Origin of the sequence: Castellaniella sp. (genome assembly GCF_034675905.1) — a bacterium.
Lineage (GTDB): Bacteria > Pseudomonadota > Gammaproteobacteria > Burkholderiales > Burkholderiaceae_B > Castellaniella.
In genome coordinates, this window is the sequence record NZ_JAUCCV010000002.1 from 377,229 (window position 1) to 400,929 (window position 23,701).

A 23,701-nucleotide genomic window follows, 5' to 3' on the forward strand; every position below is an offset into this window, starting at 1 on the left:
TGACGCGTCTTCGACGCAAAAGCGACAGGGCGCCGGGCTGTCTTGTCACAGCCCCGGCGCCCTGTCTTCGGGCCGGATCAAGCCGCCATTACTTCATGGCGATGGTCGTATTCACATCCGTGGGATGCGCCTGCCAACGCGCCGTGATAGTCTTGGTCTGCGTCCAGAAATAGATGGACTGACGCCCATTGGGGCCGAGATCGCCCAATTTGGACGCCCGTGATCCCGTGAAGCTGAACCAGGCCACCGGCACCGGAATGGGAATATTGATGCCCACCTGGCCGACATCCACGTGATTCTGGAAATAACGGGCATGCCCGCCATCCTGGGTGAAAATGGACGTGCCGTTGCCATTGGGATTGGCATTGATGAATTCGACGGCTTCTTCCAAAGTGTCGACCAGCACCACCGACAGCACCGGCCCGAAGATTTCTTCTTCGTAGATGCTCATGCCGGCCTTGACCTTGCTGAACACGGTGGGGCCGACGAAATTGCCCTGCTCGTAGCCCTGCACGGTCAGCCCGCGCCCGTCCAGCAGCAGTTCAGCGCCTTCGTCCACACCTTTCTGGATGAAACCTTCGACGCGCTTTTTCGCCGCCGGTGAAATCAGCGGGCCCAGATCAGCTTTGCGATCGGTACCGATATTGACCTTCAGTTTGCGGGCGCGCTCGACGAAATCCGGCAGCCATTTCTGCGCCGCGCCGACCAGCACCAGCACGGAAATCGCCATGCAACGTTCACCGGCTGCGCCAAAGGCGGCGCCCAGCATCGAATTCAGGGCGGCTTCGCGGTCGGCATCCGGCATGATGACGCTATGGTTTTTTGCGCCCATCATGGCCTGGCAGCGCTTGCCGGCATTGGACGAACGACGGTAGATTTCCGTCCCCACCCGCGTCGAACCGATAAAAGACACCGCCTTGATATCCGGATGATCGCACAGGGTATTGGCCACATCGGGGCCGCCATGCACGACGTTCAGCACGCCGGGAGGCAGGCCGGCTTCCAGGGCCAGCTGGGCCACCATCAGCGAGGCCGTGGGATCCTGTTCGGACGGCTTGTAGACAAAGGTATTGCCCATGGTGACGGCGATCGGGAACATCCAGCAGGGCAGCATCACCGGGAAATTGAAGGCCGTGATGCCGGCGCATACCCCCAGCGGCTGCAGGACGTTGTAGACATCGATGCCGGTCGCGGCGTTTTCGGCATAATCGCCCAGCTGCAGCACATTGGCCGAGACCGCATGTTCCACGCCTTCCAGGCCGCGCGCCACTTCGCCTTCGGCATCCGGCAGCGTCTTGCCGTGTTCGCGCGACAGGACCTCGGCGATCTTGGTCGTGTTGTCACGCAGCAGGCGGGCCAGATCTGTCATGATCTGACGACGTTTGGCCTGGCTGACCAGACGCCAGGTCTTGAAGGCGGCTTTCGAATTCGCGATCGCCCGTTCGACTTCGGCGGGGGTCGCAAACGGCACCCTGGCCACCACTTCCTGGGTAGCTGGATTGATGACGTCTCGCCATTCCGTCGTCTCGGACTGGACCAGTTTCCCGTCGATCAGTAGCGGGACGCGTGGAATATCGCTCATGCAAGTCTCCTGGGTGAAATCGGATGAATTCCGTGGGGTGGGCGGTCGGCTGCCTGCGAGGCGCGCCGCTCTATGTCTGATCCCAGTGTAGTTGTGTAAAAAACTTATTACTAGCAAAATATTTGCACATTGGTTGACGATATTTGCACAAGGAAGATCATGACCGACTGGGATGCGATCCGCTATTTTCTGGAAGTCGCCCGCACGCAGCGCGCCAGCGCCGCCGCGCAGCGCCTGGGGGTGCGGCACAGCACTGTCACACGGCGCATCCGCAGCCTGGAACTGGATATGGGGATCACTCTGTTTGAAAAATCCCGTGCCAGCGGATTTTCCCTGACGGAAGAAGGCCTGCGCTTCTTCACCTATGCGGAACAGGTCGAAAGCGCCCTGCTGGCTGCCCGCGAAGCCCTGTCCGGATCATCCCAGGGGCCGACCGGACACCTGAGGATCGGATCGACCGAGGGCTTCGGCAGCACCATCCTGACGCCGCTGATGGTGGACTTCCAGCGCCGCCATCCCGGCATGACGCTGGACATCATGCCCGTGCCGCGCTACATCAGCCTGTCCAAACGCGAAGCCGACATCGCCATCGCCCTGGAACGCCCGCAACGCGGTCCCTACGTATGCACCAAGCTGGCGGACTATTCCCTGAAGCTCTATGGCACACAACCCTATCTGGACCGCCAGCCGCCCATCCGCCAGTCGCACGATCTGGCGCAGCATCGCTTCGTCGGCTATGTGGACGAACTGCTGTTCACTGACCGGCTGCGCTACCTGGACGATCTGGCGCCAGCGGCCAACGTCGTGTTTCGCAGCACCAGCGTGCAGGCTCAATACCAGGCGGCCCTGCAGGGGCAGGCGCTGGCGATCCTGCCGTGTTTCCTGGCGGCCCAGGATCCCCGCCTGATACCGATCCTGGAACAGGACATTCACGTGACCCGCAGCTTCTGGATGTACTGTCACGAAGACCTGCGCCGGACGCGGCGCGTCATGGCGCTCTGGAACTACCTGAAACAGGCGATCGAACTGAATCGCGATCTGCTGCAGGGCGACAGCCGCACCCTGCGCACCCCGCCCGAAGGCTGGATGCCGTCATACTCTGCCGGAACCGCAGCCACCTGACGCCCCGAGAGTCAGCCGACCGCCGGAGTCGCGCCCCGATGACGCGGCCTGGGCATGCGGATGCGCCGCCACAAGAGCCCCAGCCCGAGGGCCAGGAACAGGGCATGCACCAGCCAGACGCCCACCCCGAAGGACAACACCCCGTTGCCGATCCAGCCGCGCGACAGATTGATCAGATTCATATACAGCAGGGCCAGCAGCCCCGCCAGCAACAGATCGCCCGAGCGCCCCAGACGCGGATTCACCGCTCCCATCGGCAAGGCGATCAGCGCCAGATTCAGAACCGCAATCGGCAGGGCCAGGCGCCACATCAACTGGGACAGTGATTCGTTATCCCCGCGCAGCAGCAGATCCAGCGTCGGGCGCGCCTTGATTTCCTGCAGCGCCTTTTGACGGGCGGCATCCAAGGCCCCGGGGTCCGTGCGGCTTTCGATCCGGACGCCATAGCGCTGGAAATCCAGCAGGCGCAGCTCCGGCGTCCCGGGTTTCAGGTCATAGCGATGACCCGGCCCCAGCACCAGGAAACGGTCGCCATTGGCTTCGGTACGGATCGCTGCGCTGTCGGCGGTGACGATGCTCAGCCAGTCCGGCTCGATGATGCGGGCGACGACCTTGCCTAATTCATCATCCGGACGCGAAGGCGATTCGGCGAAAAACACCCGTTGCCCGCCATCGGTTTCGATGAATTGGCCGGCCGTGACCTTGGACAGATCCGAGCGCTGTTGAAACCGCTGGCGATATTCCGAAATCTGGCCATAGGCCCAGGGAGAAGCCGACAAGGTCAGCGCCGCCACGACAAGCGCCACGGGCAGGGCGAACAGCATCACCGGGCGCAACCAATCGGCCAGCGACAGTCCGCTGGCAAACCAGACCGGCATTTCCGATTCACGATAACTGCGCGTGACCGTCGTCAGCACGGCGACGAACAAGGCCACCGACAAAATGACCGGCAGCGCCGTGATGCTGGAAAAGGCGGCCAGTCCCAGGACGACGTTGGCGCCGATGTCGCCATTGGCGGCTTCGCCCAGCAGCCGCACGAGCAGCACGCTGAGCCAGACCACCAATAAAGTGGAAAACACGATGCCTGCGTGGCTGGTGATCTCTGAAAAGACGGCGCGCTTGAACAATGACATGGGAAAATGCGGAATAATGAGCCGTCAATCTCGAGCAAAGGTGAGCGCTGGCCGATTGGCCGGATGCTTCACGAGCGCTGCTGGATCAAAGGAAAACGAATGGAATTTAGCACAAGCACCACGACGACCCTGCCTACCTTGAAAACCCAGGCCCTGGCCGTGGGCATCTTTCAGGACGGCATCCTGAGCCCTGCCGCCGATGCCCTGGATCAGGCATCCGGCGGCGCGATCCGAGCCCTGACACAGTCGGAATTCGACGCGGCCCCTGGCGCGATCCTGACCCTGCATGCACCTGCCGGCATCACAGCCGACCGGGTTATTTTACTCGGCCTGGGCCGCCAGGACAGTTTGACGGCCGCCACCCTGGCGCAAGCGCATACAGCCCTTGCCGCCTACTGCGTCCGCGCCAACATCAGCACGGCGACATCAACCCTGTGCGCGCTGACCGTCCGCGATGCCGATCTGACAGACTGCGCCCGCACGACAGCCCGCCTGGTCAGCGCAGCCACCTACCGCTATGACCAGACCTTCAGCAAGGCCAAGCCTGCCGTCAAGCTGCGCAGCTTTACCCTGCATCTGTCCCGCACCCAGGCCGCCCGGGCCAAAATCGGCCTGACACAAGGCGCGGCCATCGGCGCCGGCGTCAATCTGGCGCGGCTGCTGGGCGACCTGCCGCCCAATGTCTGCACCCCCACCTATCTGGGCCAGACAGCACGCAGCCTGGCCAAGCAGTTCAAAACCTTGAAGGCCGAAGTGCTGGACCGGAAAAAAATCGAAGCCCTGAAAATGGGGTCCTTCCTGTCGGTAGCGCAGGGGTCGGTCGAGCCCCCCGCCTTTATCGTGCTGCGCCATACGCCCAGCACCGCTGCCGCCCGCAAGGCCGCCCCTATCGTGCTGGTCGGCAAGGGCATCACATTCGACGCCGGCGGCATTTCCTTGAAACCCGGCCCCGGCATGGACGAAATGAAATACGATATGTGCGGCGCCGCCAGCGTGCTGGGCGCCATGCGCACCGTCGCCGAACTCGACCTGACGCGTGAAATCATCGCCATCGTGCCCAGCTGCGAAAACCTGCCCAGCGGCGCCGCCATCAAGCCCGGCGACATCGTCACCAGCATGTCCGGCCAGACCATCGAAATCCTGAACACCGATGCCGAAGGCCGCCTGATCCTGTGCGACGCCCTGACCTACGCCGAACGCTTCAAGCCAGCCGCCGTCATCGACGTCGCCACCCTGACAGGCGCCTGCGTCATTGCCCTGGGCCACGTCAACAGCGGCCTGTTCACCCAGGACGACACCCTGGCCGCCGAATTGCTGGCCGCCAGCCACCAGGCGCAGGACCCGGCCTGGCGCATGCCACTGGAAGCCGCCTACCAGGATCTGCTGAAATCGAACTTCGCCGACATGGCCAACATCGGCGGCCGACCCGCCGGGTCAACCACGGCAGCCTGCTTCCTGTCCCGTTTCACCGGTAAATACCGCTGGGCGCACCTGGACATCGCCGGCACCGCCTGGCTGGAAGGCAAGCAAAAAGGCGCAACTGGCCGACCGGTGCCGCTGCTGGTCCAATATCTGCTGGGGCAATGCGGGGCATGAGCCGGGTGGATTTCGCCTATGGGGCCGCCCACCGATTGCGGGCGGCCTGCCGTACCACGGCCCGCCATGTGCAGGCCGGCCACCGCTTGCTGGTGTATTGCACCGACCCCCGGCGTCTGAAGCGTTTTGACAGCCTGCTCTGGGATTTCGATCCCGCCAGCTTCATTCCCCACGCGCGTCTGGACGACCCGCTGGCCGATCAGGCGGACGTTCTGCTGGTCTCTGATGCAGCGGCCCTGGCCGATGCGCCCGCCACCGGCTGGCTGCTGAACCTGGACCTGGCCTGCCCGCCCGGCGCGGAACAGTTCGCCCGCATTCTGGAAATCGTGTCCGGGCACGAGGCCGACCTGCAAGCGGCGCGCAGCCGCTGGGCGCACTACCGAGACGCGGGCCATGACGTCCGGGGCCATCAGCTGTCACAGGGAACTTGGGAGCCATAACCGTGTCCAAGGGATAGAGACCTGGACGATCTCGTTCAGCTCAATGTAAGATTGCTATATCCACTATGCTATAACAGTCAGATCCATCTGACGTACGACAGGAAAAACACCATGTCCGACCTTCGCCACACCCTACCTCGCGCCGGCGCTTACGACGCGTCGGCCACGGCGCGCAACCGCGTGCTGCGCAACACCTACTGGCTATTGGCGCTGTCCCTGATCCCCACCGTCCTGGGCGCGGCCGTCGGCCTGCAGTTCGGCATGGGCCAGATCATGGCCGCCAACCCGGGTACCAGCACCATCGCCTTTCTGGTCGGCGCCTTCGGCCTGATGTTCCTGATCGAACGCAATAAAAACTCCTCGCTGGGCGTCGTCCTGCTGCTGGGCTTCACGTTCTTCATGGGGCTGATGCTGTCCAATCTGCTCAGCTTCGTCCTGGGCATGGGCAACGGCGCCCAGCTGATCATGCTGGCCTTCGGCGGTACGGCGGCAGTCTTTGGCGTCATGGCCACGGTCGCCACCACCACGAAGCGCGACTTCACCCATCTGCAGAAATTCCTGTTCGTGGGCGTGGTCCTGCTGATCGTCGCCTCTGTGGCGAACATCTTCTTCCAGATCCCGGCCCTGATGCTGACCCTGTCGGTCCTGGCGATCGGCATCTTTTCCGCCTTTCTTCTGGTCGACCTGCAGCGGATCATCCAGGGCGGCGAAACCAATTACATCTCGGCCACTCTGGCGGTCTATCTGGACCTGTACAACATCTTCGCCAACCTGCTGATGCTGCTGGGCGTCCTGGGCGGCAACCGAGACTGACCGCCGCTTTACTGCGATCGTCAAAATGGCGGGCTTCGGCCCGCCATTTTTTTGCTTTCAGCCTGCGCGCGTGGGGGCAATTTTGCCGCCGGGCCGCCCCAAGGCAAAAGAGCCCCCTCGGGGGGCAGCAAGCAGGCGTCAGCCTGCGCGGCGTGGGGGCAACTTCTTCGCCCCCTCGATGGCAATCAGCCCCACCGCCAGCCAGATCGGCCCGTAGGTCAGCCACTGCGACGGGGCTACCGGTTCGCCCATCAGCAGGAACGCCACCCAGAACAGCAGCACCGGTTCCACATAGCTGAGCAGACCGAACAGACTCATGGGCAGCAGGCGGCTGGCCGCCAGGTACATGGACAGCGACACCACGCTGAGCAGCCCCAGAAACGGCACCTGCAGCAGCAGGCGCGGATGGTCCGCAAAAATCCGGGCGGCCTCGGCGGCCTGGGACTGCAGGATCATGGGGGGGGGGGGATGGGGGTGGGGAGGGATGAGGGGGTGGGGGCGGGGGGGGAAGGTTGGGGGGGGGGGTGGGGGGGGAGGGGGGATGGTGGGGGGGGGGGGGGGGGGGAGGGGCCGGGGGGGGGGGGGGGGCGCGGGAGGGGAGGGGGAAGGGGTGGAATAGGGGGGGGGGGGGGGTGAGGGGAGGGGGAGGGATGAGAGAAAAAAAGGAAGGGCGGGATCGCAGCAGGCAGCAGGAACAGCATATCGAACCACAGGCTGCTCAAGGCATCAACCTGCAAGCGCCGGCGCAGCATGAAATACGGCGGATAGCCCAGCGCCACCAAGGCCGTGGCCCAGGACACCGTGCCCAACCGCCACCATTCGTGACCCACGCCCAGCAAGGCGAAGCCCACCGCCCAGGCCTGCCAACTGCTGAGCTGTTCGCGATATACCAGCCGGCCGGCCAGCACCATCACCAGCGGCAGCAGGAAATACCCCATGGAGACGTCCAAAGCATAGCCATGCAGGGGCGCCCAGACGAACAGCCACAGCTGCACCCCCAGCAGTGCCGAACACAACACCATCGCCGCCAGAAAACGGCCCCGCGTGAACCGCTGCGCTGTCGTGCGCAGCGCGGTCCAGCCCCGCGCGCGATGCACGACCAGCGCCATCATCGGCAAGCCCATCAGCACGCGCCAGGCAAACACGATGTCGCCATCGAACGGCTGCATCAGCGTGGCATAGAAATACATGCCGGCAAACAAGGCTGAGGACGCGACGGACAGAATAATGCCACGCTTCATAGGAGACACGCTCGGAAAGGGACTCAGTAACGCTGCAGATCCATCAGGACCTGACGGGTGCGCAGGGGGGTATCCAGGAGTTCATCCAGACGTTCCCGCAGCGCCTGCCGCAGGGCGGGTTCGGCGGCGGCATCCTCAAAATCCGGGGCGGGCGTATCCAGTCCATAGCCCGCCTGTTCCAGCAACAGCCACTCGAAACGCCGCAGGATGGCGGCATGCGAGCGACCGCCGGTCAATGCATTCAAGGCGGTTTCATAGGCATCATAGACGCCAGGGTGCGGATCTTCCCGGGCCAGCAGGCGCAGGATCAATTCATTCAGGTACCAGGCGGACATCATCGCCCGGCCATTGAGCAGGCGCACCGGGCCGGTTTCCGCCCGCACCAGGGTGTGGATTTCCGCCGCCCCCGACCACGACAGCCAAAGCGGCTGAAAGGCCGTCAACACCGGCCGCAACGCCGAATAGGGACGCTTGGCGCCTTTGGCCACTACCGCTACGCAACCATGGTCGCGTGTAAAACATTGGACGATCAGAGAGGTTTCACGCCAGGGACTGGCGTGCAGCACATAGCCTTGCGCATCCTGGATGCGCAAGCCCCGTCTAGTCATAGCCCAGTTCCCGCAGCGTCGCCTCGCGTCCGGACCAGCCCTTGCGGACCTTGACGTAGACATCCAGAAAGACGGGCTTGTCGAGCAGCTTGAGCATATCCTGGCGCGCCTCGGTGGCGATGCGCTTCATGTGCTGGCCGCCCGCCCCCAGCAGGATGGGCCGGTGGCTATCGCGTTCGATGACCACACAGGCGGCAATTCGCACGCCGGTGTCGTCTTCTTCCCATTGTTCGATCACAACCGTGCAGCCATAGGGCAATTCGTCGCCCACCAGGCGGAAGATCTTTTCACGGATCAGCTCGGCCGCCAGGAAGCGCACCGGCCGGTCGGTAAAGGTATCGGCTTCGAACAGGTGCTCGCCTTCGGGCAGGTATTGGGCGATTTCCCGGACCAGGATATCCAGCTGCACGGTCCGCGCCGCGCTGACGGGCACCACCGCTGCATAGGGAAATTCCTGAGCCAGGCGCGTCACATAGGCGAACAGCGCATTCTTGTCCTTCAGGGTGTCGATCTTGTTGACGGCCAGGATCACCGGCCGCTGCTGGGGCAGCAGAGGCACCACGGCTGCATCGCCGGCCGACCATTTGCCGGCCTCGACGACATGCACCACGACATCGACTTCCGCCAGCGCCTGCGTGACGACCCGATTCATCATGCGGTTCATGGTCCCGCCATGACGAGTCTGGAAGCCCGGCGTATCGACGAACACGAATTGGTCCGCCTCCTGGGTCAGCACGCCGTGGATGCGATGCCGCGTGGTCTGGGCCTTGCGCGACACGATGGACAGCTTGGCGCCGATCAGGGCATTGCCCAGCGTCGACTTGCCGACATTGGGCCGTCCCACCAGGGCCACGAAGCCGCAACGGCTGGCCGATCCGGCCGACGGCGCGGGCGTCTGGGAATCCGTATTCATGTTTTCTCCTGGGAAACAGCCACGGGCAGGGACAGCTGCGCCGATTTGCGGTGCCGCCGCCCAGGCCGGCGCACCGGCCCCAGGGCTTCTATGGCAGCGATGACCTGAGCGGCGGCGGACTGCTCGGCGGCCCGCCGGCTGCTGCCCGATGCCTGAACCCGGACATCCAGCTGCGTCACCGCGCAGACCACATCAAAGGTCTGGTTATGGGCTGCGCCCCGCGTGGATACGACTTCATAGTGCGGCAGATCCAAGCCGCGCCCCTGCATGATTTCCTGCAGCAGCGTCTTGGGGTCCTTGCCGAAAGTGCGCACATCGATATGCGACAGCACCGGCCGGTACAGGCGCTCGATGACCCGGCTGACCTGATCATATCCCCCATCCAGGTACAAGGCGCCAAAAATGGCTTCCAGCGCATCGGCCAGAATGGACGGGCGACGGAATCCGCCGCTTTTCAGCTCGCCTTCGCCCAGGCGCAGATAATCGGACAGAGACAGTTTCTGGGCGATATCGGCCAGCGCCGACTGCTTGACCAGATTGGCCCGCACGCGCGACAGATCGCCCTCGTCCATTTCGGCATGTTCGGTGAACAGCAGCGCAGAGACGATGAAGTTCAGCACCGAATCCCCGAGAAATTCCAGGCGCTCGTTGTGCGGCATCCCGTGACTGCGATGCGTCAACGCTTGTTCCAGCAAGGCCTGGTCCCGATAACGGTAATCCAGAGCCGTCTGCAGAGTATCCAGGCTGGCCATCAATGAAATCCGCCGATCCGGCTGGGTGAGCTGAAGTTCATCCAGACGAAGAACGCCCGCCCGACGATGTTGCGGTCCGGGACGAAGCCCCAGTAGCGGCTGTCCAGACTATTGTCGCGATTGTCGCCCATCATGAAATAGTGGCCGGCCGGCACCGTGCAGCGCACCCCGCCATCCAGATAGCGGCAATCCTGGAAGTCGGGAAAGCGCGTGATCGGCATGAAATCCTGGGGGGCGTCGACATTGAGCAAAATGCGGTGCGACACCTGGCCCAGCTGTTCGCGGTATTGGCCCACGTAGGCGGAACGGTCAGGTTCGAAATAATCGCCATCGCGTTCGCGCGGCACCGGTTTGCCATTGACGGACAGCGTCTTGTCACGGTATTCGATCACATCGCCCGGCACACCGACCACCCGCTTGATGTAATCCACGGACGGATCCACCGGGTAGCGGAACACCACCACATCGCCCCGATCCGGGGCGCCGATATCCAGGATCTTGCGGTCGATGACCGGCAGGCGGATGCCGTACTGGAATTTGTTCACCAGGATCAGATCGCCGTTTTCCAAGGTCGGCAGCATAGAACCGGAAGGAATGCGGAAGGGCTCGACCACAAAAGACCGCAGCACAAAGACAAACAGAATCACCGGAAAGAAGCTGACGCAGTATTCCACCCACCAGGGGGCCTGGAAGGCGCGTTCATAAATCTGCTCGCATTCCGCCTGCAAGGCGGCCGGGTCCAGCCCGGCGGCGTTGTGACGGCAGGCCTGGGCGGCAGCCTCGGCCCGCGCCCGGCGCCGTCCGCGCAGACGGACCCGGTCCAGCAACCAGACCAGCCCCGTCACGACCAGGGCAATGAACAACAACAATGCAAAATCCCAACTCATCGGCAATCCTTACTTGTCCTCGACTTGCAGGACGGCGAGGAAGGCTTCCTGAGGAATTTCCACATTGCCAACCTGCTTCATGCGTTTTTTGCCGGCCTTCTGTTTTTCCAGCAACTTCTTTTTGCGCGAGATATCGCCGCCATAGCATTTGGCCAGCACGTTCTTGCGCAAAGCCTTGACGTTTTCACGGGCTACGACTTCCGCCCCGATGGCCGCCTGGATGGCGATATCGAACATCTGGCGCGGGATCAGGCTGCGCATGCGGGTCACGACGTCCCGGCCCCGATGCCGCGCGTTGGCGCGGTGCACGATCATGGACAGGGCATCGACCCGGTCGCCATTGATCAGCAGATCCACGCGCACCACGTCGGCCACCCGGTATTCCTTGAATTCATAATCCATGGAGGCATAGCCGCGCGACACGGATTTCAGGCGGTCGAAGAAATCCAGCACGATTTCCGCCAATGGAATTTCGTAGCTGAGATGCACCTGCCGGCCGTGGTAGCTCATGTTCAGCTGCACGCCGCGTTTGGCCGTGCACAGAGACATCACCGGCCCGACGTATTCCTGCGGCATGAACAGTGTCACTGTCATGATGGGTTCGCGGATTTCCTGGATGTGGCCGACTTCGGGCATGCGCGCCGGACTGTCGACCATCAGCAGTTCGCCATCGCGGTTCAGGACCTCGTAGACCACCGACGGCGCGGTGGTAATGATGTCCATGTCGAATTCGCGTTCCAGGCGCTCTTGCACGATATCCATGTGCAGCAAACCCAGGAACCCGCAGCGGAACCCGAACCCCAGCGCCTGGGAGACTTCCGGCTCGAACATCAGGGACGAGTCGTTGAGCTTCAGTTTTTCCAGGGAATCGCGCAGCTGATCGTATTCGCTGGATTCCACCGGATAGACCCCGGCGAAGACCTGGGGTTTGACTTCTTTGAAGCCGGGCAAGGGGCCGGCGGCGGGCTTGCCCGCCAGCGTGATGGTGTCGCCGACCTTGGCGTCTTCGAGTTCCTTGATGCCGGCGATGATGAAGCCGACCTGCCCCGCCGACAGCACATCGCGAGCCTGGGATTTGGGCGTGAACACCCCCAGCTGTTCGCACAGGTGGGTGGCGCCGGTAGCCATCAGCAGAATCTTGTCTTTTGGACGCAGCGCGCCATTGACGATGCGCACCAGCATCACCACGCCCACATAATTGTCGAACCAGGAATCAATGATCAAGGCCTGCAGCGCGGCGCCCGGATCGCCCTGAGGGGGCGGCACACGGGCGACGACGGCTTCCAGGATTTCATCGATGCCCAGGCCGGTTTTGGCGCTGGCCTGAATGGCGTCGGTCGCATCGATGCCGATGACGTCTTCGATTTCAGCGGCAGCCGCATCCGGATCGGCCGAGGGCAGATCCATTTTGTTCAGGACGGGCAGGACCTCGACGCCCAGTTCGATGGCGGTATAGCAGTTGGCCACAGTCTGCGCCTCGACCCCCTGGGTGGAATCGACCACCAGCAAGGCGCCCTCGCAGGCGGACAGGGAACGGCTGACCTCGTAGGAAAAGTCCACGTGGCCCGGCGTGTCGATCAGGTTCAAGGCATAGACCGTGCCGTCGGCAGCGGTGTAGCTCAAGGCCGCCGTCTGCGCTTTGATGGTGATCCCGCGCTCGCGCTCGATATCCATGGAGTCCAGCACCTGCGCCGCCATCTCGCGGTCTTGCAGGCCGCCGCAGCGCTGGATCAGGCGGTCGGCCAAGGTCGATTTGCCATGATCGATGTGCGCGATGATGGAGAAGTTGCGAATGTGGTCCATAGACTGCGTGCAAAAACCGGAGAAGTCGGAAAAGTGGGGGGAGAGTCGGTATGCCGTAAAAAAGAGGGGCGCCGCAAGGCGCCCCCTTCGGTACAGACCGTATTTTAGCTTTTTCCCGCTAGAGGGATCACTGAAGCTTGATGATCACCCACTGGGACTGCTGATCCCGGCTGACCAGCAATACGACCGGGCTGGATTTATCCAGGCCCTTGACGACTTTTTCGTACTGCGCCGGGCTGGTGATATCGGTATTGTTCACCCGCAAAATGATGTCACCGGCCTCGATCCCCGAATCCGCCGCCGGGCTGTCCGACTGGCTGACCACCACGCCCTGATCCAGTCCGGAATCCGCCGGCAGCGCCTTGACGCTCAGCCCCAGGCGGTCGGCGCCGGATTCAGCGGGAGCCTGCGAACCGGAGTCGCCAGCAGCCTTTTGATCCAGTTCAGCGATCTTGGTCTTCAGTTCCAGCGACTTGCCCTTGCGCCAGACCTGGACGGTGGCGTTGGTGCCGGGTTGCGTCGCCCCGACCAGGCGCGGCAGATCCGTCATGTGCTTGATGGCCTGACCGTCAAACGCCGTGATCACGTCACCCGCATGCACGCCAGCCTTGTCGGCCGGGCCGCCGGGCTCGACGCTGCTGACCAACGCACCCTGCGCAGTCCCCAGCCCCAGGGCCTTGGCGACATCATCCTGGACTTCGGTGATCTGCACCCCGATACGCCCACGCGTGACCTTGCCATGCGCCTTCAACTGATCCACCACCCGCATGACTTCGTCGATCGGGATGGCCAGGGAAATCCCCATGAAGCCGCCGCTGCGCGAAATGATCTGGGAATTGATCCCGACCACCTGACCTTGCAGATTGATCAGCGGACCGCCGGAATTGCCGGGGTTCACCGCCACATCGGTCTGGATAAAGGGCAGATAATCCCCCGTGTCCCGGTTGATGGCGCTGACGATACCGGCCGTCACGGTCGAATCCAGACCAAAGGGCGAGCCAATCGCCAGCACCCACTGGCCCTTTTTCAGCTTGTCGGAATCACCGATGGGCAAAGGCTTCAGGTCCTTGGCATCGATCTTCAACAGCGCGATATCCGTGCGGGCGTCGGTGCCGATGACTTTGGCCTTGTATTCCTTGCCGTTGGTCATGGTGACAAAAATCCCGTTGGCATTATCCACCACGTGATTATTGGTCAGCACATAGCCGTCGTCGGACAGAATGAAACCGGAGCCGATCCCGCGCGGCACGGTGCGTTCCTTGGGAGCCGGCTGTTCAGGCTGGGCATGCGGCCGTTTCTGCTGCGGCGCCTGCTGCTGCGGCCCGAATCCCGGCGGCGCGAAGTCCGGACCGAAGAACCAGCGGAACAGATCGGAAGGATCACCGCCCGGCCCCATCGCGGAACGCCGCACCGGCACAGCTTCGGTAGTGCGGATATTGACGACGGACCCTTCGGTTTCGGACACGACTTGCGTGAAATCCGGCAAGCCCGCCACCGATACGGCGGATTCAGCCTGGGCTGCACCCATGGGGGCTGCCGATATCAGCAACAGACTGGCGGCAGCACCGGCAAACGCCCGTTTGGCGGCCGGTGCGCTGGGCAAATTGAAAACCATGGAGTTCTCCTTGGAGGAATATATTAGCGAGCGGCCTGCGGCACATATTGCACGGCACGGGCCAGATCGCGGATCGTCTGGGCCGGCGCCTCGCCCACGGCGGTCAACCAATAGGATGCGAGACGCATCCGGTGGATATTGGCTGCCCCCTGTCGCAGATCGCCCTGTCTGATGTTTTGATCGCGTTTCGGGTCAAAGGTTTCAATAAAAATCGAAATAGCCGCCAGCCCATCGGAAACGACCAATTGGTCCACCGCATGAGCCGGTCCGATCTGCCGCGATAGTTCAGCGACCGGTTGAAAACCGGGTGGCAGCGTAAAACGCCAGCCCTGCGCCTGCAGGTCCGTCGGGGCGCTGGATTCCGTCACCAGCTGCCAGTTGCGCGTATCCCAATGCGTTGTCAGGGCGGCCGGCTGCACGTCAGCCCCCACCCGGATGCTGCTGAAGGCGACCTGGTCCACCAGGTGTCCGGCAGGATCCAGCGTCTGGGATTTGAGCAGCAGATGGGTTTCTACGTCGGTGCAGATGCGATAGCTGTAGCGCAGGCGGTCGCGAGCCTTGAGTTCGGAGACCGAGCATTCGCGCCCCGCCACCCGATACGTATGGGAAGACGTGCGCCAGTCGTAATGGGCGGTGATAGCCTGGGCGTTGCCCAGCAGCAGGCCAGGAAAATGATCACTGCGCGCCGGCTGGATGACGACCAGCTTGCGTTCCGGCAACAGGCACTGCTCGACACTGTTCTGACGCAGGCATTCGCGCGGCATGCCGTCCAGGATTTCCAGGCGCTCGCGTTCGCCGGTGCCGTCCACCAGATGCACCAGCCGCGAGGACTGCAACGTATGGCCCTGCTGATAGACGTAAACGCCGGCATAGTCCAGCGACCGGGCGGCTTTCTGTACCTGCTGTAAAAAAGCCTGAACATCGCCGCTGGGGGCAAGCGGCTGGGCAGCCTGCGCGGCCATTCCCAGCATCACGCCCGCCAGCAGGCCACAGGCCAGCCAGGTCGACCGCACGCCAGCCTGCCGCGCGATCATCAGCGCAGCCCCATGCCATCGTAAGAGGCCTGACGCACCGGACCGGCGCCGGCCATATCCTGATGAGCCGCCATATAGTCGGCCAAACTGGGATCGTTGGCATCCGCCTCGGCGGCTTGCGCCAGCACTGGCGTACCGGCAGGCGCTGCACCAGGGTCGGCCAGGAAGGGCCGCGCCATCCAGACCACCGAAGCCACCGCCGCCGCTACCGCCAGGCCGGACAAACCCAGACGCCAGGCATGATGCCGGACCAACGGCGCCGGCGCCACGATGGCGGGTTCGGCATCCAGCGCAGCCGACACGCGGGCGTAAAACCGCTCGGACGGCTGAATGGCCAGGTCCTGGCTGCGCATCACATCACCGATCAAGTGGTACGTATCCCAGACCTGTCGTCCATAGGGGCTGTCGAGTTCTTCGACCCGCAGATCCGCTTCGCCATCCACCCAGGATGAAACGGAAGCTTCCCAGTCATGACCCGCCGCAGCGGGTTCACGCGTGATATTCATAAGGGCTCCTTACCAGCGGCGTCCCGAATCCTGTTCCATGACCGGCCGCAAGCGGCTGGCAATGGCTTCCCGCGCCCGAAAGATCCGGGACCGAACCGTACCGATCGGGCACTGCATGGTACTGGCGATATCTTCATAACTCATCCCTTCGATCTCTCGCAACACGATGGCAGTCCGCAGGTCTTCGGGCAAGGCATCAATCGCCTCGTTGACAGTCTGGGCGATCTGACGGCTGGCCATCAACGATTCAGGCGTGCTCTGATCGCTTAGGCCATCAATTTGGTCAAAAGTTTCACCATCATCGCTTTCCACGGCGGAGACCGTCACCGGCCGGCGGAAACTGGCCGACTGCCAGTTGCGGGCGGTATTGATGGCGATGCGATACAACCAGGTATAAAAGGCGCTGTCGCCTCTGAATTGAGGCAACGCCCGGTAGGCCTTGATAAAGGCCTCCTGAGCCACGTCCTCGACCTCGGAAGGGTCGCGGATCATGCGCGACAGCAGGCGCATGATCTTGCGCTGATATTTGATGACCAGCAGATCAAAAGCATGCCGGTCGCCGCGCCGGACGCGTTCGACCAGCGCGAGGTCTACCTCGCGCTCGCTCATGCCTGATCCCCGATCAGAACCGTCTCACGATCATGGAGCCATTGGTGCCGCCAAAGCCGAAGGAATTGGACAGAGCCACATCGATCTTCAGATCGCGGGCCTGATTGGCACAGTAGTCCAGGTCGCATTCCGGGTCCTGGTTGAACATATTGATGGTCGGCGGCGAAATCTGGCGATACACCGCCAAGGTCGTGAAGACCGCCTCGATTCCGCCCGCCGCGCCCAGCAGATGGCCGGTCATGGACTTGGTGGAATTGACCACGAGCTTGTAGGCATGGTCCCCGAAGGCCAGCTTCAGCGCCTCGGTTTCATTTTTATCGCCCAGCGGCGTGGACGTGCCATGCGCATTGACGTAGCTGATCTCATCCGCATTCACGCCGCTGTTGCGCAAGGCATGCAGAATGCCGCGGCGCGGACCATCCTGGTCAGGGCTGGTGATGTGATGCGCGTCGGAACTCATGCCAAAGCCCAGGAATTCACCGTAAATGCGAGCGCCCCGACGCTTGGCATGTTCGTATTCTTCGAGCACCAGCACCCCGGCGCCTTCGCCCAGGACGAAACCGTCACGGTCGCGTTCCCAGGGGCGCGAGGCCGTGGCGGGATCATCGTTGCGCGTGGACAGAGCACGCATGGCGGCAAATCCGCCCATGCCCAAGGGTGAGACAGAGCTTTCAGCGCCGCCGGCCACCATGACGTCGGCATCGCCGTATTCAATCAGACGGGCCGCATCACCGATGGAATGCAGGCCTGTGGTGCAGGCCGAGACCACCGCATAGCTGGGGCCTTTCAGGCCCAGCATGATGGACAACTGGCCAGAAATCAGGTTGATCAGCGAGGCAGGCACAAAAAACGGCGAGATTCGCCGGGCGCCGCGCTGCAGGTATTCGATCTGGGTTTCTTCGATGCGCGGCAAGCCGCCGATGCCCGAGCCGATAATGGTGCCGATGCGATCGGCGTCTTCGGTTTCGATGTCCAGGCCGGAATCACGCCAGGCCTGAATGCCCGCCGCCACGCCATAATGGATGAAGGCATCCATCTGCTTGGCTTCTTTGACGCCCATGTAGTCCGTGACCTGGAAGTCTTTGACTTCGCCCGCAATCTGGCTATTGAGCACCGAGGCGTCGAATCGCGTCACCCGCCCGATCCCGGAGCGGCCATGGATGAGGTTGTCCCAGGCGGTCTCGACATCATTTCCTACAGGCGACACGATGCCTAATCCGGTTATGACGACTCGTCGTTTCACATACGGCTCCTGAAAAAGAAAAAGGCAGTTCATGGCAGATCATCAGGTCGGACATGCAGACCTGCCTGCCCGATGATCACCCGTCACGAACTGCCATGGCCCGGACGCGGCGGCTTGCGCCGGCGTCGGGTCGACATGAGATTACTGTTTGCTATGCGAGGTGATGTAATCGACCGCCTGCTGCACCGTCGTGATTTTCTCGGCTTCCTCGTCGGGGATTTCCGTTTCGAATTCGTCTTCGAGCGCCATCACGAGCTCGACCATATCGAGCGAATCGGCACCGAGGTCGTCAAGGAAGGAAGATTCGTTTTTGATCTCGGCTTCGTTGACGCCGAGCTGTTCAGCGACGATCTTCTTGACGCGCTGTTCGATGCTTTCCATGCATATCTCCAGTTAGGAAAAATCCCGCGAATTATAGCCAAATGAGGACAGCTGGGCTGCGGGTCTTAGTCAAAAAAAAGCAGCTCGGGACCAGTCGAACACGCGCTGGACGGTTGAAGCACCGAGACTTGCCTACTGAGTTTGAACGGATTTTACCTTAGACGGGTGCCATCCGTTCTCCTTACCCTACATGTACATACCACCATTGACGTGCAAGGTCGTGCCTGTTACGTAACCGGCCTGGGGGCTGGTCAGGTACGCGACGGCATGCGCGATCTCGGCCGCCGAGCCCAGACGGCCCAGGGGAATCTGCTGCAAAATCGCCGCGGTCTGGGTCTCGTTGAGCGCCCGTGTCATATCCGTATCGATGAAGCCCGGCGCCACGCAATTGACGGTGATGCCGCGACTGCCGAGTTCCTGGGCCAGCGCGCGCGACATGCCTGCCACGCCAGCCTTGGCGGCCGCATAGTTCACCTGTCCGGGATTGCCGCTGTAGCCCACCACCGACGTGATATTGACGATGCGGCCCCAGCGGGCTTTCATCATGGTCTTGGCCACGCCGCGCGACAGCCGGAACACAGCCGACAGATTGGTATTCAGCACGGCGGCCCAGTCCTCGTCCTTCATGCGCAGAACCAGCCCGTCACGGGTGATGCCGGCATTGTTGACCAGGATATGCGGTCCCCCGCCCTGCCCTGCCAGTTCCGCCAGCAGCGCGTCGCACGCAGCGGCATCGTCGACGTTCAGGACCGCACCCCGGCCGCCCTGGGGAGCCAGGGCTTCGGTAATGCCGTCGGCCCCGGCCTGCGAGGTGGCGGTACCCACCACGGTGGCGCCGGCGGCGGCCAATTCCAGTGCGACGGCGCGGCCGATGCCGCGCGAAGCGCCCGTCACCAGCGCGATTTTGCCTGTTAGCGTAAGTTCTGCCATATCAGCCTCTCAAGGCGTCCAGCGTCTGTTGCAACGACGTCGGATCGGTAATATTGAAGGTTGTCAGATCGCGGTCGATACGCTTGACCAAGCCGGTCAAGACCTTGCCCGGCCCGCATTCCACCAGATGCGTGACGCCGTTTTGCTTCATCGCCTGGATGGTCTCCACCCAGCGCACCGGATGCCAGGCCTGACGCACCAGCGCATCACGGACCGCCGCCGGATCAGTCGCTTGAGCGACATCCACATTATTGATCAGAGGCATGGCGGGTGCACGCACATCGATCTTTGCCAGCGCCTGTTCCAGCACGCTTGCGGCGGGCTTCAGCAGGCGGGAATGGAAAGGCGCGGACACCGGCAAGGTGACGGCGCGCTTGGCGCCGGCCGCCTTGGCCAGTTCGCAGGCGCGTTCCACGGCCGCTGCGTGGCCGGCGATCACCACCTGAGCCGGCGCATTGTAATTGACGGCCTCGACAATCTGATCGCCGGCGGCCTGAGCGCAAGCCTGGCGCACGGCATCGTCATCCAGCCCCAGGATGGCGGCCATGCCACCCTCGCCGACCGGCACCGCCGACTGCATGGCCTGGGCCCGCACCCGCACGGTGCGCACGGCATCGGCCAGATCCAGAGACCCGGCCGCCACCAGCGCGGAATATTCCCCCAGACTATGGCCTGCCACGACGGCCGGCGCAGCGCCGCCCGCCTGCTGCCAGGCGCGGTACATGGCCACCGAACACAGCAGCATGACCGGTTGGGTATTGGCGGTCAGATTCAGGGATTCTGCCGGCCCTTGGGCGATCAGGCCCGTCAGGTCTTCGCCCAGGGCTTCATTGCCCTGCTGCAAGACAGCCTGGACGCCGGCATGGTCCGCCCAGGCGTCCATCATGCCCACGGCCTGGGAACCCTGACCTGGAAATACGAATGCGATTTTCATGTGCTTAGTAAGAAGCCTTACAGTCTGACGAGGACGGAGCCCCAGGTAAAGCCGCCGCCGACGCCCTGCAGCAGGGCCAGCTGACCCGGGCGCAGCCGCCCGTCTCGCCAGGCCACATCGAACGCCAAGGGTACGCTGGCCGCCGAGGTATTGGCGTGCTTGTCCAGCGTCACGATCACCTTGTCTTCGGGCAGATCGAGCTTGCGACTGATGAAATTCAGGATCCGGACATTGGCCTGGTGCGGCACCATCCAGTCCAGGGAAGACAGCGCGATACCGGCTTCGTCACAGACCTCGTGGGCCGAGCGCACCAGGGAATTGACGGCCAGCTTGAAGACGGCCTGGCCATCCATGCGCAGGAAGGGGTCACCCGTTACCTGGCCGCCGCTGACGTTGCCGGCTGCGCACAGGATATGCTGCTGACGTCCATCGGCATTCAGGCGAACCGCCAGGATGCCGGGTTCGTCCGAAGCGCTGAGCACCATGGCCCCTGCCCCATCGCCGAACAGGACGCAGGTACGCCGGTCGTTCCAGTCCAGGATGCCGGAAAAGACCTCGGCGCCGATCACCAGGGCGTGACGCACACGGCCCGCACGGATCATGGCGTCAGCCGTGGCCAAGGCATAGACGAAACCGCTGCATACCGCCTGTACGTCGAAGGCCGCCGCGCCGCCAACCCCCAGATTGGCCTGTACCAGACAGGCGGTGCTGGGGAAGATGAAATCGGGTGTGGAGGTTGCAACGATGATCAGGTCCAGATCATCCGCCTGCAGACCCGCGTTTTCCAGCGCGGCGCGCGCTGCTGCTGTCGCCAGGTCGCTGGTCTTGGCGCCGGGATCGGCGATATGGCGCTGGCGGATGCCAGTGCGTTCCGTGATCCAGGCGTCGGATGTTTCCACGCCGCGCGTGGCCAGATCGGCAGCCAGATCATCGTTGGTGACGATACGAGGGGGCAGATAGCCGCCCGTTCCGGTAATCCTGGCGTAAGGCATATCGATTCCGAAAAAAGAGACTAGGCAGTCTGGGCGGTATCGCCCGGCGGGGACGAGGGCGACCGACTGCGCAACGCATCCAGACGCTGGATGGTGCCTTGCAGCAGGCCGTTGAGCACGGCTTCACGGGCACGCTGCAGCGCCTGTCCGTAGGCATAGGTATCGGCCGAGCCGTGGCTCTTGATGACGATGCCGCGCAAGCCCAGCAATGCTGCGCCATTGTAGCGACGATTGTCGACCCGGGAGCGGAAGCGCCGCAACACGGGGGTGGCCACCAGGCCAGCCGCCATGGTGAAGGGTGTGCGACGGAATTCCTCGCGCATCATGGTGCCGATCATCCGCGCCAGGCCTTCGACCGATTTCAACACGACGTTGCCGACGAAGCCGTCGCAGACGACCACATCCACCGTGCCTTTGAAAATATCGTCGCCTTCGACGTTGCCATAGAAATTCAATCCGCTGGCACGCAACAGATCCGCCGCCTGTTTGACGACCTCGTTGCCCTTGATGAGTTCTTCGCCGATATTGAGCAGGCCCACCGAAGGCTGGGTTTGCCGGTCGACCGCCGACACCAGGGCCGCTCCCATCAGGCCGAACTGCAGCAGATGGTCGGCGGAACAGTCGACATTGGCCCCCAGATCCAGCACGGTGGTCGCCCCGCCCTTTTGATTGGGCAATGCGGTCGCGATGGCGGGACGGTCAATGCCATCCAGCGTTTTCAGGACATAACGGGAAATCGCCATCCAGGCGCCGGTATTGCCGGCAGACACAGCCGCATCGGCCCGACCGTCCTTGACGGCCTGAGCCGCCACGCGCATGGACGAATCCTTCTTGCGACGCAAGGCGATCTCGACCGAGTCGTGCATGGTGACGACTTCGGAGGCATGCAGGATGTCGAACTGGCCTGCCGACACCACATGCTGCGCCAGCATCGGACGAATCAGGGATTCATCCCCCACCAGCAGGCAGCGGGTATCCGGGTATGCCTGGGCGAACGCCACCGCTGCCGGTACAGTAACGGGCAGGCCGTGGTCGCCGCCCATGCAATCGATGGCGACGGTAAGAGCGTAATCTGGCATTGAGCGCGATGAAAACCGAAGCGCCGGATTACTCGTCGTTCTTGGTCTTCAGGACCTTGCGGCCGCGATACACGCCATTGGGGCTGATGTGGTGACGCAGATGCAGTTCACCGGTGGTCGGTTCGATCGCCGTCGCCGGCGTCGTCAGAAAATCGTGTGAACGATGCATGCCGCGCTTGGACGGACTCTTTTTGTTTTGCTGGACAGCCATGGTGACTCCTGTGATCGGGGCCGCTTATTTTAGAATAAGCACGAGCCCGCGTGTTAAATGGTGATTCAGTGTTTCCTGAGCTGTTCAAGAACAGCAAAGGGCGAAGGTTTGGCCTCGTCCCGGGGTTCCGGCTCATCAGCCGCCTCGGGGCAAACGTCATGCCGGGGTGCATAAGGCAGAGCCAGAATCAGTTCGTCTTCGATCAGCGCCAGAACGTCCAGTTGCCGATCAGCGACCAGGTATTCGACATCCGAGCCTTCTCCTGCGGTTTCCAGCGCATCCAAGGCGTCGAGCTGAGCCTGATTCCTGACGAGCCCGACCGTATTGGCTACCTGCAACGGCAGCACGAACGACCCCAGACACCGCTGACAAATCAATCGCACGGATCCTTGCGCCTGCACATTCAACCACAGCCGCCCGGTACCTGCATCCCGACGCCCGGCGACACGCCAGGCGATTTCAGTATCCTGAGGCGCCGGCAGGCCCTGACACAAACGGGTGAACTCAAAAGCCGCCCGACTGCCTTCCAGCACCCGCCCAGCCCCCGAGAACTCCAAGGCATCGACGACCATGAATTCTGACTTCCGGGAAAACTCTAGATTTTACTTGGCATCTGCAAACGAAGTCAATTTCGGCTTGAATGCAGCGGCGCAGTACACTGCCGGCTCTTACTGACCGACTCCATCATGACACTCATCCTGGCTTCCAGCTCTGTGTATCGGCGCGAATTATTGCAACGCCTGCAGCTGCCCTTTCAGTGCCACTCACCGGATATCGACGAGCGCCCGCTGCCAGGCGAGCTTCCCCAAGACATGGCATGCCGGCTGGCGCAGGAAAAGGCGGAGCGCGTGCTGCGGGACCATCCCGGCGCCCTGGTGATCGGATCCGACCAGGTCGCCGTCTGCGACGGCCAGGCCATCGGCAAGCCCGGCGCCCACGAAGCCGCCCGCGCCCAATTGCAACGCTTCAGCGGGCGCGAGGTGCATTTCCATACCGCGGTATGCATCACCGACGGGCGGCGGACGCAACAGGATGAAGTCACGACGCTCTGCGAATTCCTGCCCCTGAGCGCCGCCCAGATCGAGCACTATCTGCGCACGGAACAGCCGTATGATACGGCAGGCAGCGCCAAGGCCGAGGCCCTGGGCATCGCCTTGATGGCGCGCATGCGCAGCGATGATCCGACCGCCCTGATCGGCCTGCCTCTGATCGCCGTATGCCGCATGCTGCGCGCCTTCGGCCTGGACCCCCTGCAACCCGCCCCATCGATCTGATAC

Annotated in this window: 26 protein-coding genes; 5 read left to right on the forward strand and 21 right to left on the reverse strand. The window is 63.0% G+C overall.

Annotated elements, in window-relative coordinates; genetic code table 11:
* Positions 1 to 88 precede the first annotated feature (88 nt).
* The gene (locus VDP79_RS02935) at positions 89 to 1,582 is read right to left on the reverse strand and encodes a CoA-acylating methylmalonate-semialdehyde dehydrogenase (RefSeq protein WP_323016735.1); all 1,494 of its coding nucleotides are present in this window, start codon (positions 1,580 to 1,582) and stop codon (positions 89 to 91) included.
* Between the two features lie 159 nt (positions 1,583 to 1,741).
* Here VDP79_RS02935 and VDP79_RS02940 point away from each other — a divergent pair, with 159 nt between their 5' ends.
* Positions 1,742 to 2,704 (forward strand): LysR family transcriptional regulator, encoded by a 963-nt coding sequence (locus VDP79_RS02940; RefSeq protein ID WP_323016736.1) that lies wholly within the window; start codon positions 1,742 to 1,744, stop codon positions 2,702 to 2,704.
* An 11-nt stretch (positions 2,705 to 2,715) separates the two neighbouring features.
* Here VDP79_RS02940 and lptF read toward each other — a convergent pair whose 3' ends face one another.
* Positions 2,716 to 3,837 carry an LPS export ABC transporter permease LptF gene (gene lptF, locus VDP79_RS02945; RefSeq protein WP_323016737.1) on the reverse strand — a complete coding sequence of 374 codons (1,122 nt, stop codon included), beginning with the start codon at positions 3,835 to 3,837 and terminating at the stop codon, positions 2,716 to 2,718.
* 99 nt (positions 3,838 to 3,936) lie between these two features.
* Between lptF and VDP79_RS02950 the strand changes: the two genes are divergently transcribed.
* The 3 genes from VDP79_RS02950 (at position 3,937) to VDP79_RS02960 (ending at position 6,686) form a co-directional block, all read left to right on the forward strand.
* Positions 3,937 to 5,433, forward strand: a complete 1,497-nt coding sequence (locus tag VDP79_RS02950; protein ID WP_323016738.1) for a leucyl aminopeptidase — start codon at positions 3,937 to 3,939, stop codon at positions 5,431 to 5,433.
* Positions 5,430 to 5,873, forward strand: coding sequence for a DNA polymerase III subunit chi (locus VDP79_RS02955; protein ID WP_323016739.1), 444 nt, complete (start codon positions 5,430 to 5,432; stop codon positions 5,871 to 5,873). The genes VDP79_RS02950 and VDP79_RS02955 overlap by 4 nt, the downstream gene beginning before the upstream one ends.
* Before the next feature lie 111 nt (positions 5,874 to 5,984).
* Positions 5,985 to 6,686 carry a Bax inhibitor-1/YccA family protein gene (locus VDP79_RS02960; RefSeq protein WP_323016740.1) on the forward strand — a complete coding sequence of 234 codons (702 nt, stop codon included), beginning with the start codon at positions 5,985 to 5,987 and terminating at the stop codon, positions 6,684 to 6,686.
* Between the two features lie 138 nt (positions 6,687 to 6,824).
* Here VDP79_RS02960 and VDP79_RS02965 read toward each other — a convergent pair whose 3' ends face one another.
* The 19 genes from VDP79_RS02965 to VDP79_RS03055 form a co-directional block, all read right to left on the reverse strand.
* A complete protein-coding gene (locus VDP79_RS02965) occupies positions 6,825 to 7,142 on the reverse strand; it encodes a hypothetical protein (protein ID WP_323016741.1) in 318 nt (105 codons plus the stop codon).
* The gene (gene rarD / locus VDP79_RS02970) at positions 7,139 to 7,927 is read right to left on the reverse strand and encodes an EamA family transporter RarD (RefSeq protein WP_323016742.1); all 789 of its coding nucleotides are present in this window, start codon (positions 7,925 to 7,927) and stop codon (positions 7,139 to 7,141) included. Before rarD ends, VDP79_RS02965 begins: the two co-directional genes overlap by 4 nt.
* Positions 7,928 to 7,950: 23 nt before the next feature.
* Positions 7,951 to 8,535 (reverse strand): DNA repair protein RecO, encoded by a 585-nt coding sequence (recO, locus tag VDP79_RS02975; RefSeq protein WP_323016743.1) that lies wholly within the window; start codon positions 8,533 to 8,535, stop codon positions 7,951 to 7,953.
* Complete coding sequence (gene era, locus VDP79_RS02980) at positions 8,528 to 9,448, reverse strand: GTPase Era (RefSeq protein WP_323016744.1); 921 nt, start codon at positions 9,446 to 9,448, stop codon at positions 8,528 to 8,530. Before era ends, recO begins: the two co-directional genes overlap by 8 nt.
* The gene (gene rnc / locus VDP79_RS02985) at positions 9,445 to 10,200 is read right to left on the reverse strand and encodes a ribonuclease III (protein WP_323016745.1); all 756 of its coding nucleotides are present in this window, start codon (positions 10,198 to 10,200) and stop codon (positions 9,445 to 9,447) included. Before rnc ends, era begins: the two co-directional genes overlap by 4 nt.
* Positions 10,200 to 11,087, reverse strand: a complete 888-nt coding sequence (gene lepB / locus VDP79_RS02990) for a signal peptidase I (protein WP_323016746.1) — start codon at positions 11,085 to 11,087, stop codon at positions 10,200 to 10,202. The genes rnc and lepB overlap by 1 nt, the downstream gene beginning before the upstream one ends.
* A gap of 9 nt (positions 11,088 to 11,096) precedes the next feature.
* Complete coding sequence (lepA, locus tag VDP79_RS02995) at positions 11,097 to 12,890, reverse strand: translation elongation factor 4 (RefSeq protein WP_323016747.1); 1,794 nt, start codon at positions 12,888 to 12,890, stop codon at positions 11,097 to 11,099.
* Positions 12,891 to 13,017: 127 nt separating this feature from the next.
* On the reverse strand, positions 13,018 to 14,505 hold the full coding sequence (locus VDP79_RS03000) for a DegQ family serine endoprotease (protein ID WP_323016748.1): 1,488 nt from the start codon (positions 14,503 to 14,505) through the stop codon (positions 13,018 to 13,020).
* Between the two features lie 23 nt (positions 14,506 to 14,528).
* Entirely contained in the window at positions 14,529 to 15,539 is a 1,011-nt protein-coding gene (locus VDP79_RS03005; protein WP_323016749.1) for a MucB/RseB C-terminal domain-containing protein, read from the reverse strand.
* Positions 15,539 to 16,045, reverse strand: a complete 507-nt coding sequence (locus VDP79_RS03010; protein ID WP_323016750.1) for a sigma-E factor negative regulatory protein — start codon at positions 16,043 to 16,045, stop codon at positions 15,539 to 15,541. The genes VDP79_RS03005 and VDP79_RS03010 overlap by 1 nt, the downstream gene beginning before the upstream one ends.
* A 9-nt stretch (positions 16,046 to 16,054) precedes the next feature.
* Positions 16,055 to 16,654: an RNA polymerase sigma factor RpoE gene (gene rpoE / locus VDP79_RS03015; protein ID WP_323016751.1), complete on the reverse strand. Its 600-nt coding sequence runs from the start codon at positions 16,652 to 16,654 to the stop codon at positions 16,055 to 16,057.
* Between the two features lie 13 nt (positions 16,655 to 16,667).
* Positions 16,668 to 17,897: a beta-ketoacyl-ACP synthase II gene (fabF, locus tag VDP79_RS03020; protein WP_323016752.1), complete on the reverse strand. Its 1,230-nt coding sequence runs from the start codon at positions 17,895 to 17,897 to the stop codon at positions 16,668 to 16,670.
* A 141-nt stretch (positions 17,898 to 18,038) separates the two neighbouring features.
* Positions 18,039 to 18,278, reverse strand: a complete 240-nt coding sequence (gene acpP, locus VDP79_RS03025; RefSeq protein WP_043680887.1) for an acyl carrier protein — start codon at positions 18,276 to 18,278, stop codon at positions 18,039 to 18,041.
* A 186-nt stretch (positions 18,279 to 18,464) separates the two neighbouring features.
* A complete protein-coding gene (gene fabG, locus VDP79_RS03030) occupies positions 18,465 to 19,208 on the reverse strand; it encodes a 3-oxoacyl-ACP reductase FabG (RefSeq protein WP_323016753.1) in 744 nt (247 codons plus the stop codon).
* Between the two features lies 1 nt (position 19,209).
* Positions 19,210 to 20,142 (reverse strand): ACP S-malonyltransferase, encoded by a 933-nt coding sequence (fabD, locus tag VDP79_RS03035; RefSeq protein ID WP_323016754.1) that lies wholly within the window; start codon positions 20,140 to 20,142, stop codon positions 19,210 to 19,212.
* A gap of 17 nt (positions 20,143 to 20,159) precedes the next feature.
* Complete coding sequence (locus tag VDP79_RS03040) at positions 20,160 to 21,134, reverse strand: beta-ketoacyl-ACP synthase III (RefSeq protein ID WP_323016755.1); 975 nt, start codon at positions 21,132 to 21,134, stop codon at positions 20,160 to 20,162.
* Between the two features lie 20 nt (positions 21,135 to 21,154).
* Positions 21,155 to 22,213 carry a phosphate acyltransferase PlsX gene (plsX, locus tag VDP79_RS03045; protein ID WP_323016756.1) on the reverse strand — a complete coding sequence of 353 codons (1,059 nt, stop codon included), beginning with the start codon at positions 22,211 to 22,213 and terminating at the stop codon, positions 21,155 to 21,157.
* 28 nt (positions 22,214 to 22,241) lie between these two features.
* Complete coding sequence (rpmF, locus tag VDP79_RS03050; RefSeq protein WP_323016757.1) at positions 22,242 to 22,424, reverse strand: 50S ribosomal protein L32; 183 nt, start codon at positions 22,422 to 22,424, stop codon at positions 22,242 to 22,244.
* Positions 22,425 to 22,489: 65 nt separating this feature from the next.
* Complete coding sequence (locus tag VDP79_RS03055; protein ID WP_323016758.1) at positions 22,490 to 22,996, reverse strand: YceD family protein; 507 nt, start codon at positions 22,994 to 22,996, stop codon at positions 22,490 to 22,492.
* A gap of 114 nt (positions 22,997 to 23,110) precedes the next feature.
* On the opposite strand from VDP79_RS03055, the gene VDP79_RS03060 reads away from it, so the two are divergent.
* Positions 23,111 to 23,698 carry a Maf family nucleotide pyrophosphatase gene (locus VDP79_RS03060; protein WP_323016759.1) on the forward strand — a complete coding sequence of 196 codons (588 nt, stop codon included), beginning with the start codon at positions 23,111 to 23,113 and terminating at the stop codon, positions 23,696 to 23,698.
* Positions 23,699 to 23,701 lie beyond the last annotated feature (3 nt).

What these genes read in the sequence shown, in the direction of transcription:
- lepB (WP_323016746.1), bottom strand. Translation starts at nt 11,087, where the DNA reads ATGAGTTGGGATTTTGCATTGTTGTTGTTCATTGCCCTGGTCGTGACG.
- VDP79_RS02960 (WP_323016740.1), top strand. Translation starts at nt 5,985, where the DNA reads ATGTCCGACCTTCGCCACACCCTACCTCGCGCCGGCGCTTACGACGCG.
- VDP79_RS03060 (WP_323016759.1), top strand. Translation starts at nt 23,111, where the DNA reads ATGACACTCATCCTGGCTTCCAGCTCTGTGTATCGGCGCGAATTATTG.
- VDP79_RS03010 (WP_323016750.1), bottom strand. Translation starts at nt 16,045, where the DNA reads ATGAATATCACGCGTGAACCCGCTGCGGCGGGTCATGACTGGGAAGCT.
- VDP79_RS03040 (WP_323016755.1), bottom strand. Translation starts at nt 21,134, where the DNA reads ATGCCTTACGCCAGGATTACCGGAACGGGCGGCTATCTGCCCCCTCGT.
- rpmF (WP_323016757.1), bottom strand. Translation starts at nt 22,424, where the DNA reads ATGGCTGTCCAGCAAAACAAAAAGAGTCCGTCCAAGCGCGGCATGCAT.
- VDP79_RS03005 (WP_323016749.1), bottom strand. Translation starts at nt 15,539, where the DNA reads ATGATCGCGCGGCAGGCTGGCGTGCGGTCGACCTGGCTGGCCTGTGGC.
- VDP79_RS02940 (WP_323016736.1), top strand. Translation starts at nt 1,742, where the DNA reads ATGACCGACTGGGATGCGATCCGCTATTTTCTGGAAGTCGCCCGCACG.
- rpoE (WP_323016751.1), bottom strand. Translation starts at nt 16,654, where the DNA reads ATGAGCGAGCGCGAGGTAGACCTCGCGCTGGTCGAACGCGTCCGGCGC.
- rnc (WP_323016745.1), bottom strand. Translation starts at nt 10,200, where the DNA reads ATGGCCAGCCTGGATACTCTGCAGACGGCTCTGGATTACCGTTATCGG.
- VDP79_RS02935 (WP_323016735.1), bottom strand. Translation starts at nt 1,582, where the DNA reads ATGAGCGATATTCCACGCGTCCCGCTACTGATCGACGGGAAACTGGTC.
- VDP79_RS03055 (WP_323016758.1), bottom strand. Translation starts at nt 22,996, where the DNA reads ATGGTCGTCGATGCCTTGGAGTTCTCGGGGGCTGGGCGGGTGCTGGAA.
- lepA (WP_323016747.1), bottom strand. Translation starts at nt 12,890, where the DNA reads ATGGACCACATTCGCAACTTCTCCATCATCGCGCACATCGATCATGGC.
- VDP79_RS02955 (WP_323016739.1), top strand. Translation starts at nt 5,430, where the DNA reads ATGAGCCGGGTGGATTTCGCCTATGGGGCCGCCCACCGATTGCGGGCG.
- VDP79_RS03000 (WP_323016748.1), bottom strand. Translation starts at nt 14,505, where the DNA reads ATGGTTTTCAATTTGCCCAGCGCACCGGCCGCCAAACGGGCGTTTGCC.
- rarD (WP_323016742.1), bottom strand. Translation starts at nt 7,927, where the DNA reads ATGAAGCGTGGCATTATTCTGTCCGTCGCGTCCTCAGCCTTGTTTGCC.
- recO (WP_323016743.1), bottom strand. Translation starts at nt 8,535, where the DNA reads ATGACTAGACGGGGCTTGCGCATCCAGGATGCGCAAGGCTATGTGCTG.
- VDP79_RS02965 (WP_323016741.1), bottom strand. Translation starts at nt 7,142, where the DNA reads ATGATCCTGCAGTCCCAGGCCGCCGAGGCCGCCCGGATTTTTGCGGAC.
- acpP (WP_043680887.1), bottom strand. Translation starts at nt 18,278, where the DNA reads ATGGAAAGCATCGAACAGCGCGTCAAGAAGATCGTCGCTGAACAGCTC.
- lptF (WP_323016737.1), bottom strand. Translation starts at nt 3,837, where the DNA reads ATGTCATTGTTCAAGCGCGCCGTCTTTTCAGAGATCACCAGCCACGCA.
- fabD (WP_323016754.1), bottom strand. Translation starts at nt 20,142, where the DNA reads ATGAAAATCGCATTCGTATTTCCAGGTCAGGGTTCCCAGGCCGTGGGC.
- plsX (WP_323016756.1), bottom strand. Translation starts at nt 22,213, where the DNA reads ATGCCAGATTACGCTCTTACCGTCGCCATCGATTGCATGGGCGGCGAC.
- fabG (WP_323016753.1), bottom strand. Translation starts at nt 19,208, where the DNA reads ATGGCAGAACTTACGCTAACAGGCAAAATCGCGCTGGTGACGGGCGCT.
- VDP79_RS02950 (WP_323016738.1), top strand. Translation starts at nt 3,937, where the DNA reads ATGGAATTTAGCACAAGCACCACGACGACCCTGCCTACCTTGAAAACC.
- era (WP_323016744.1), bottom strand. Translation starts at nt 9,448, where the DNA reads ATGAATACGGATTCCCAGACGCCCGCGCCGTCGGCCGGATCGGCCAGC.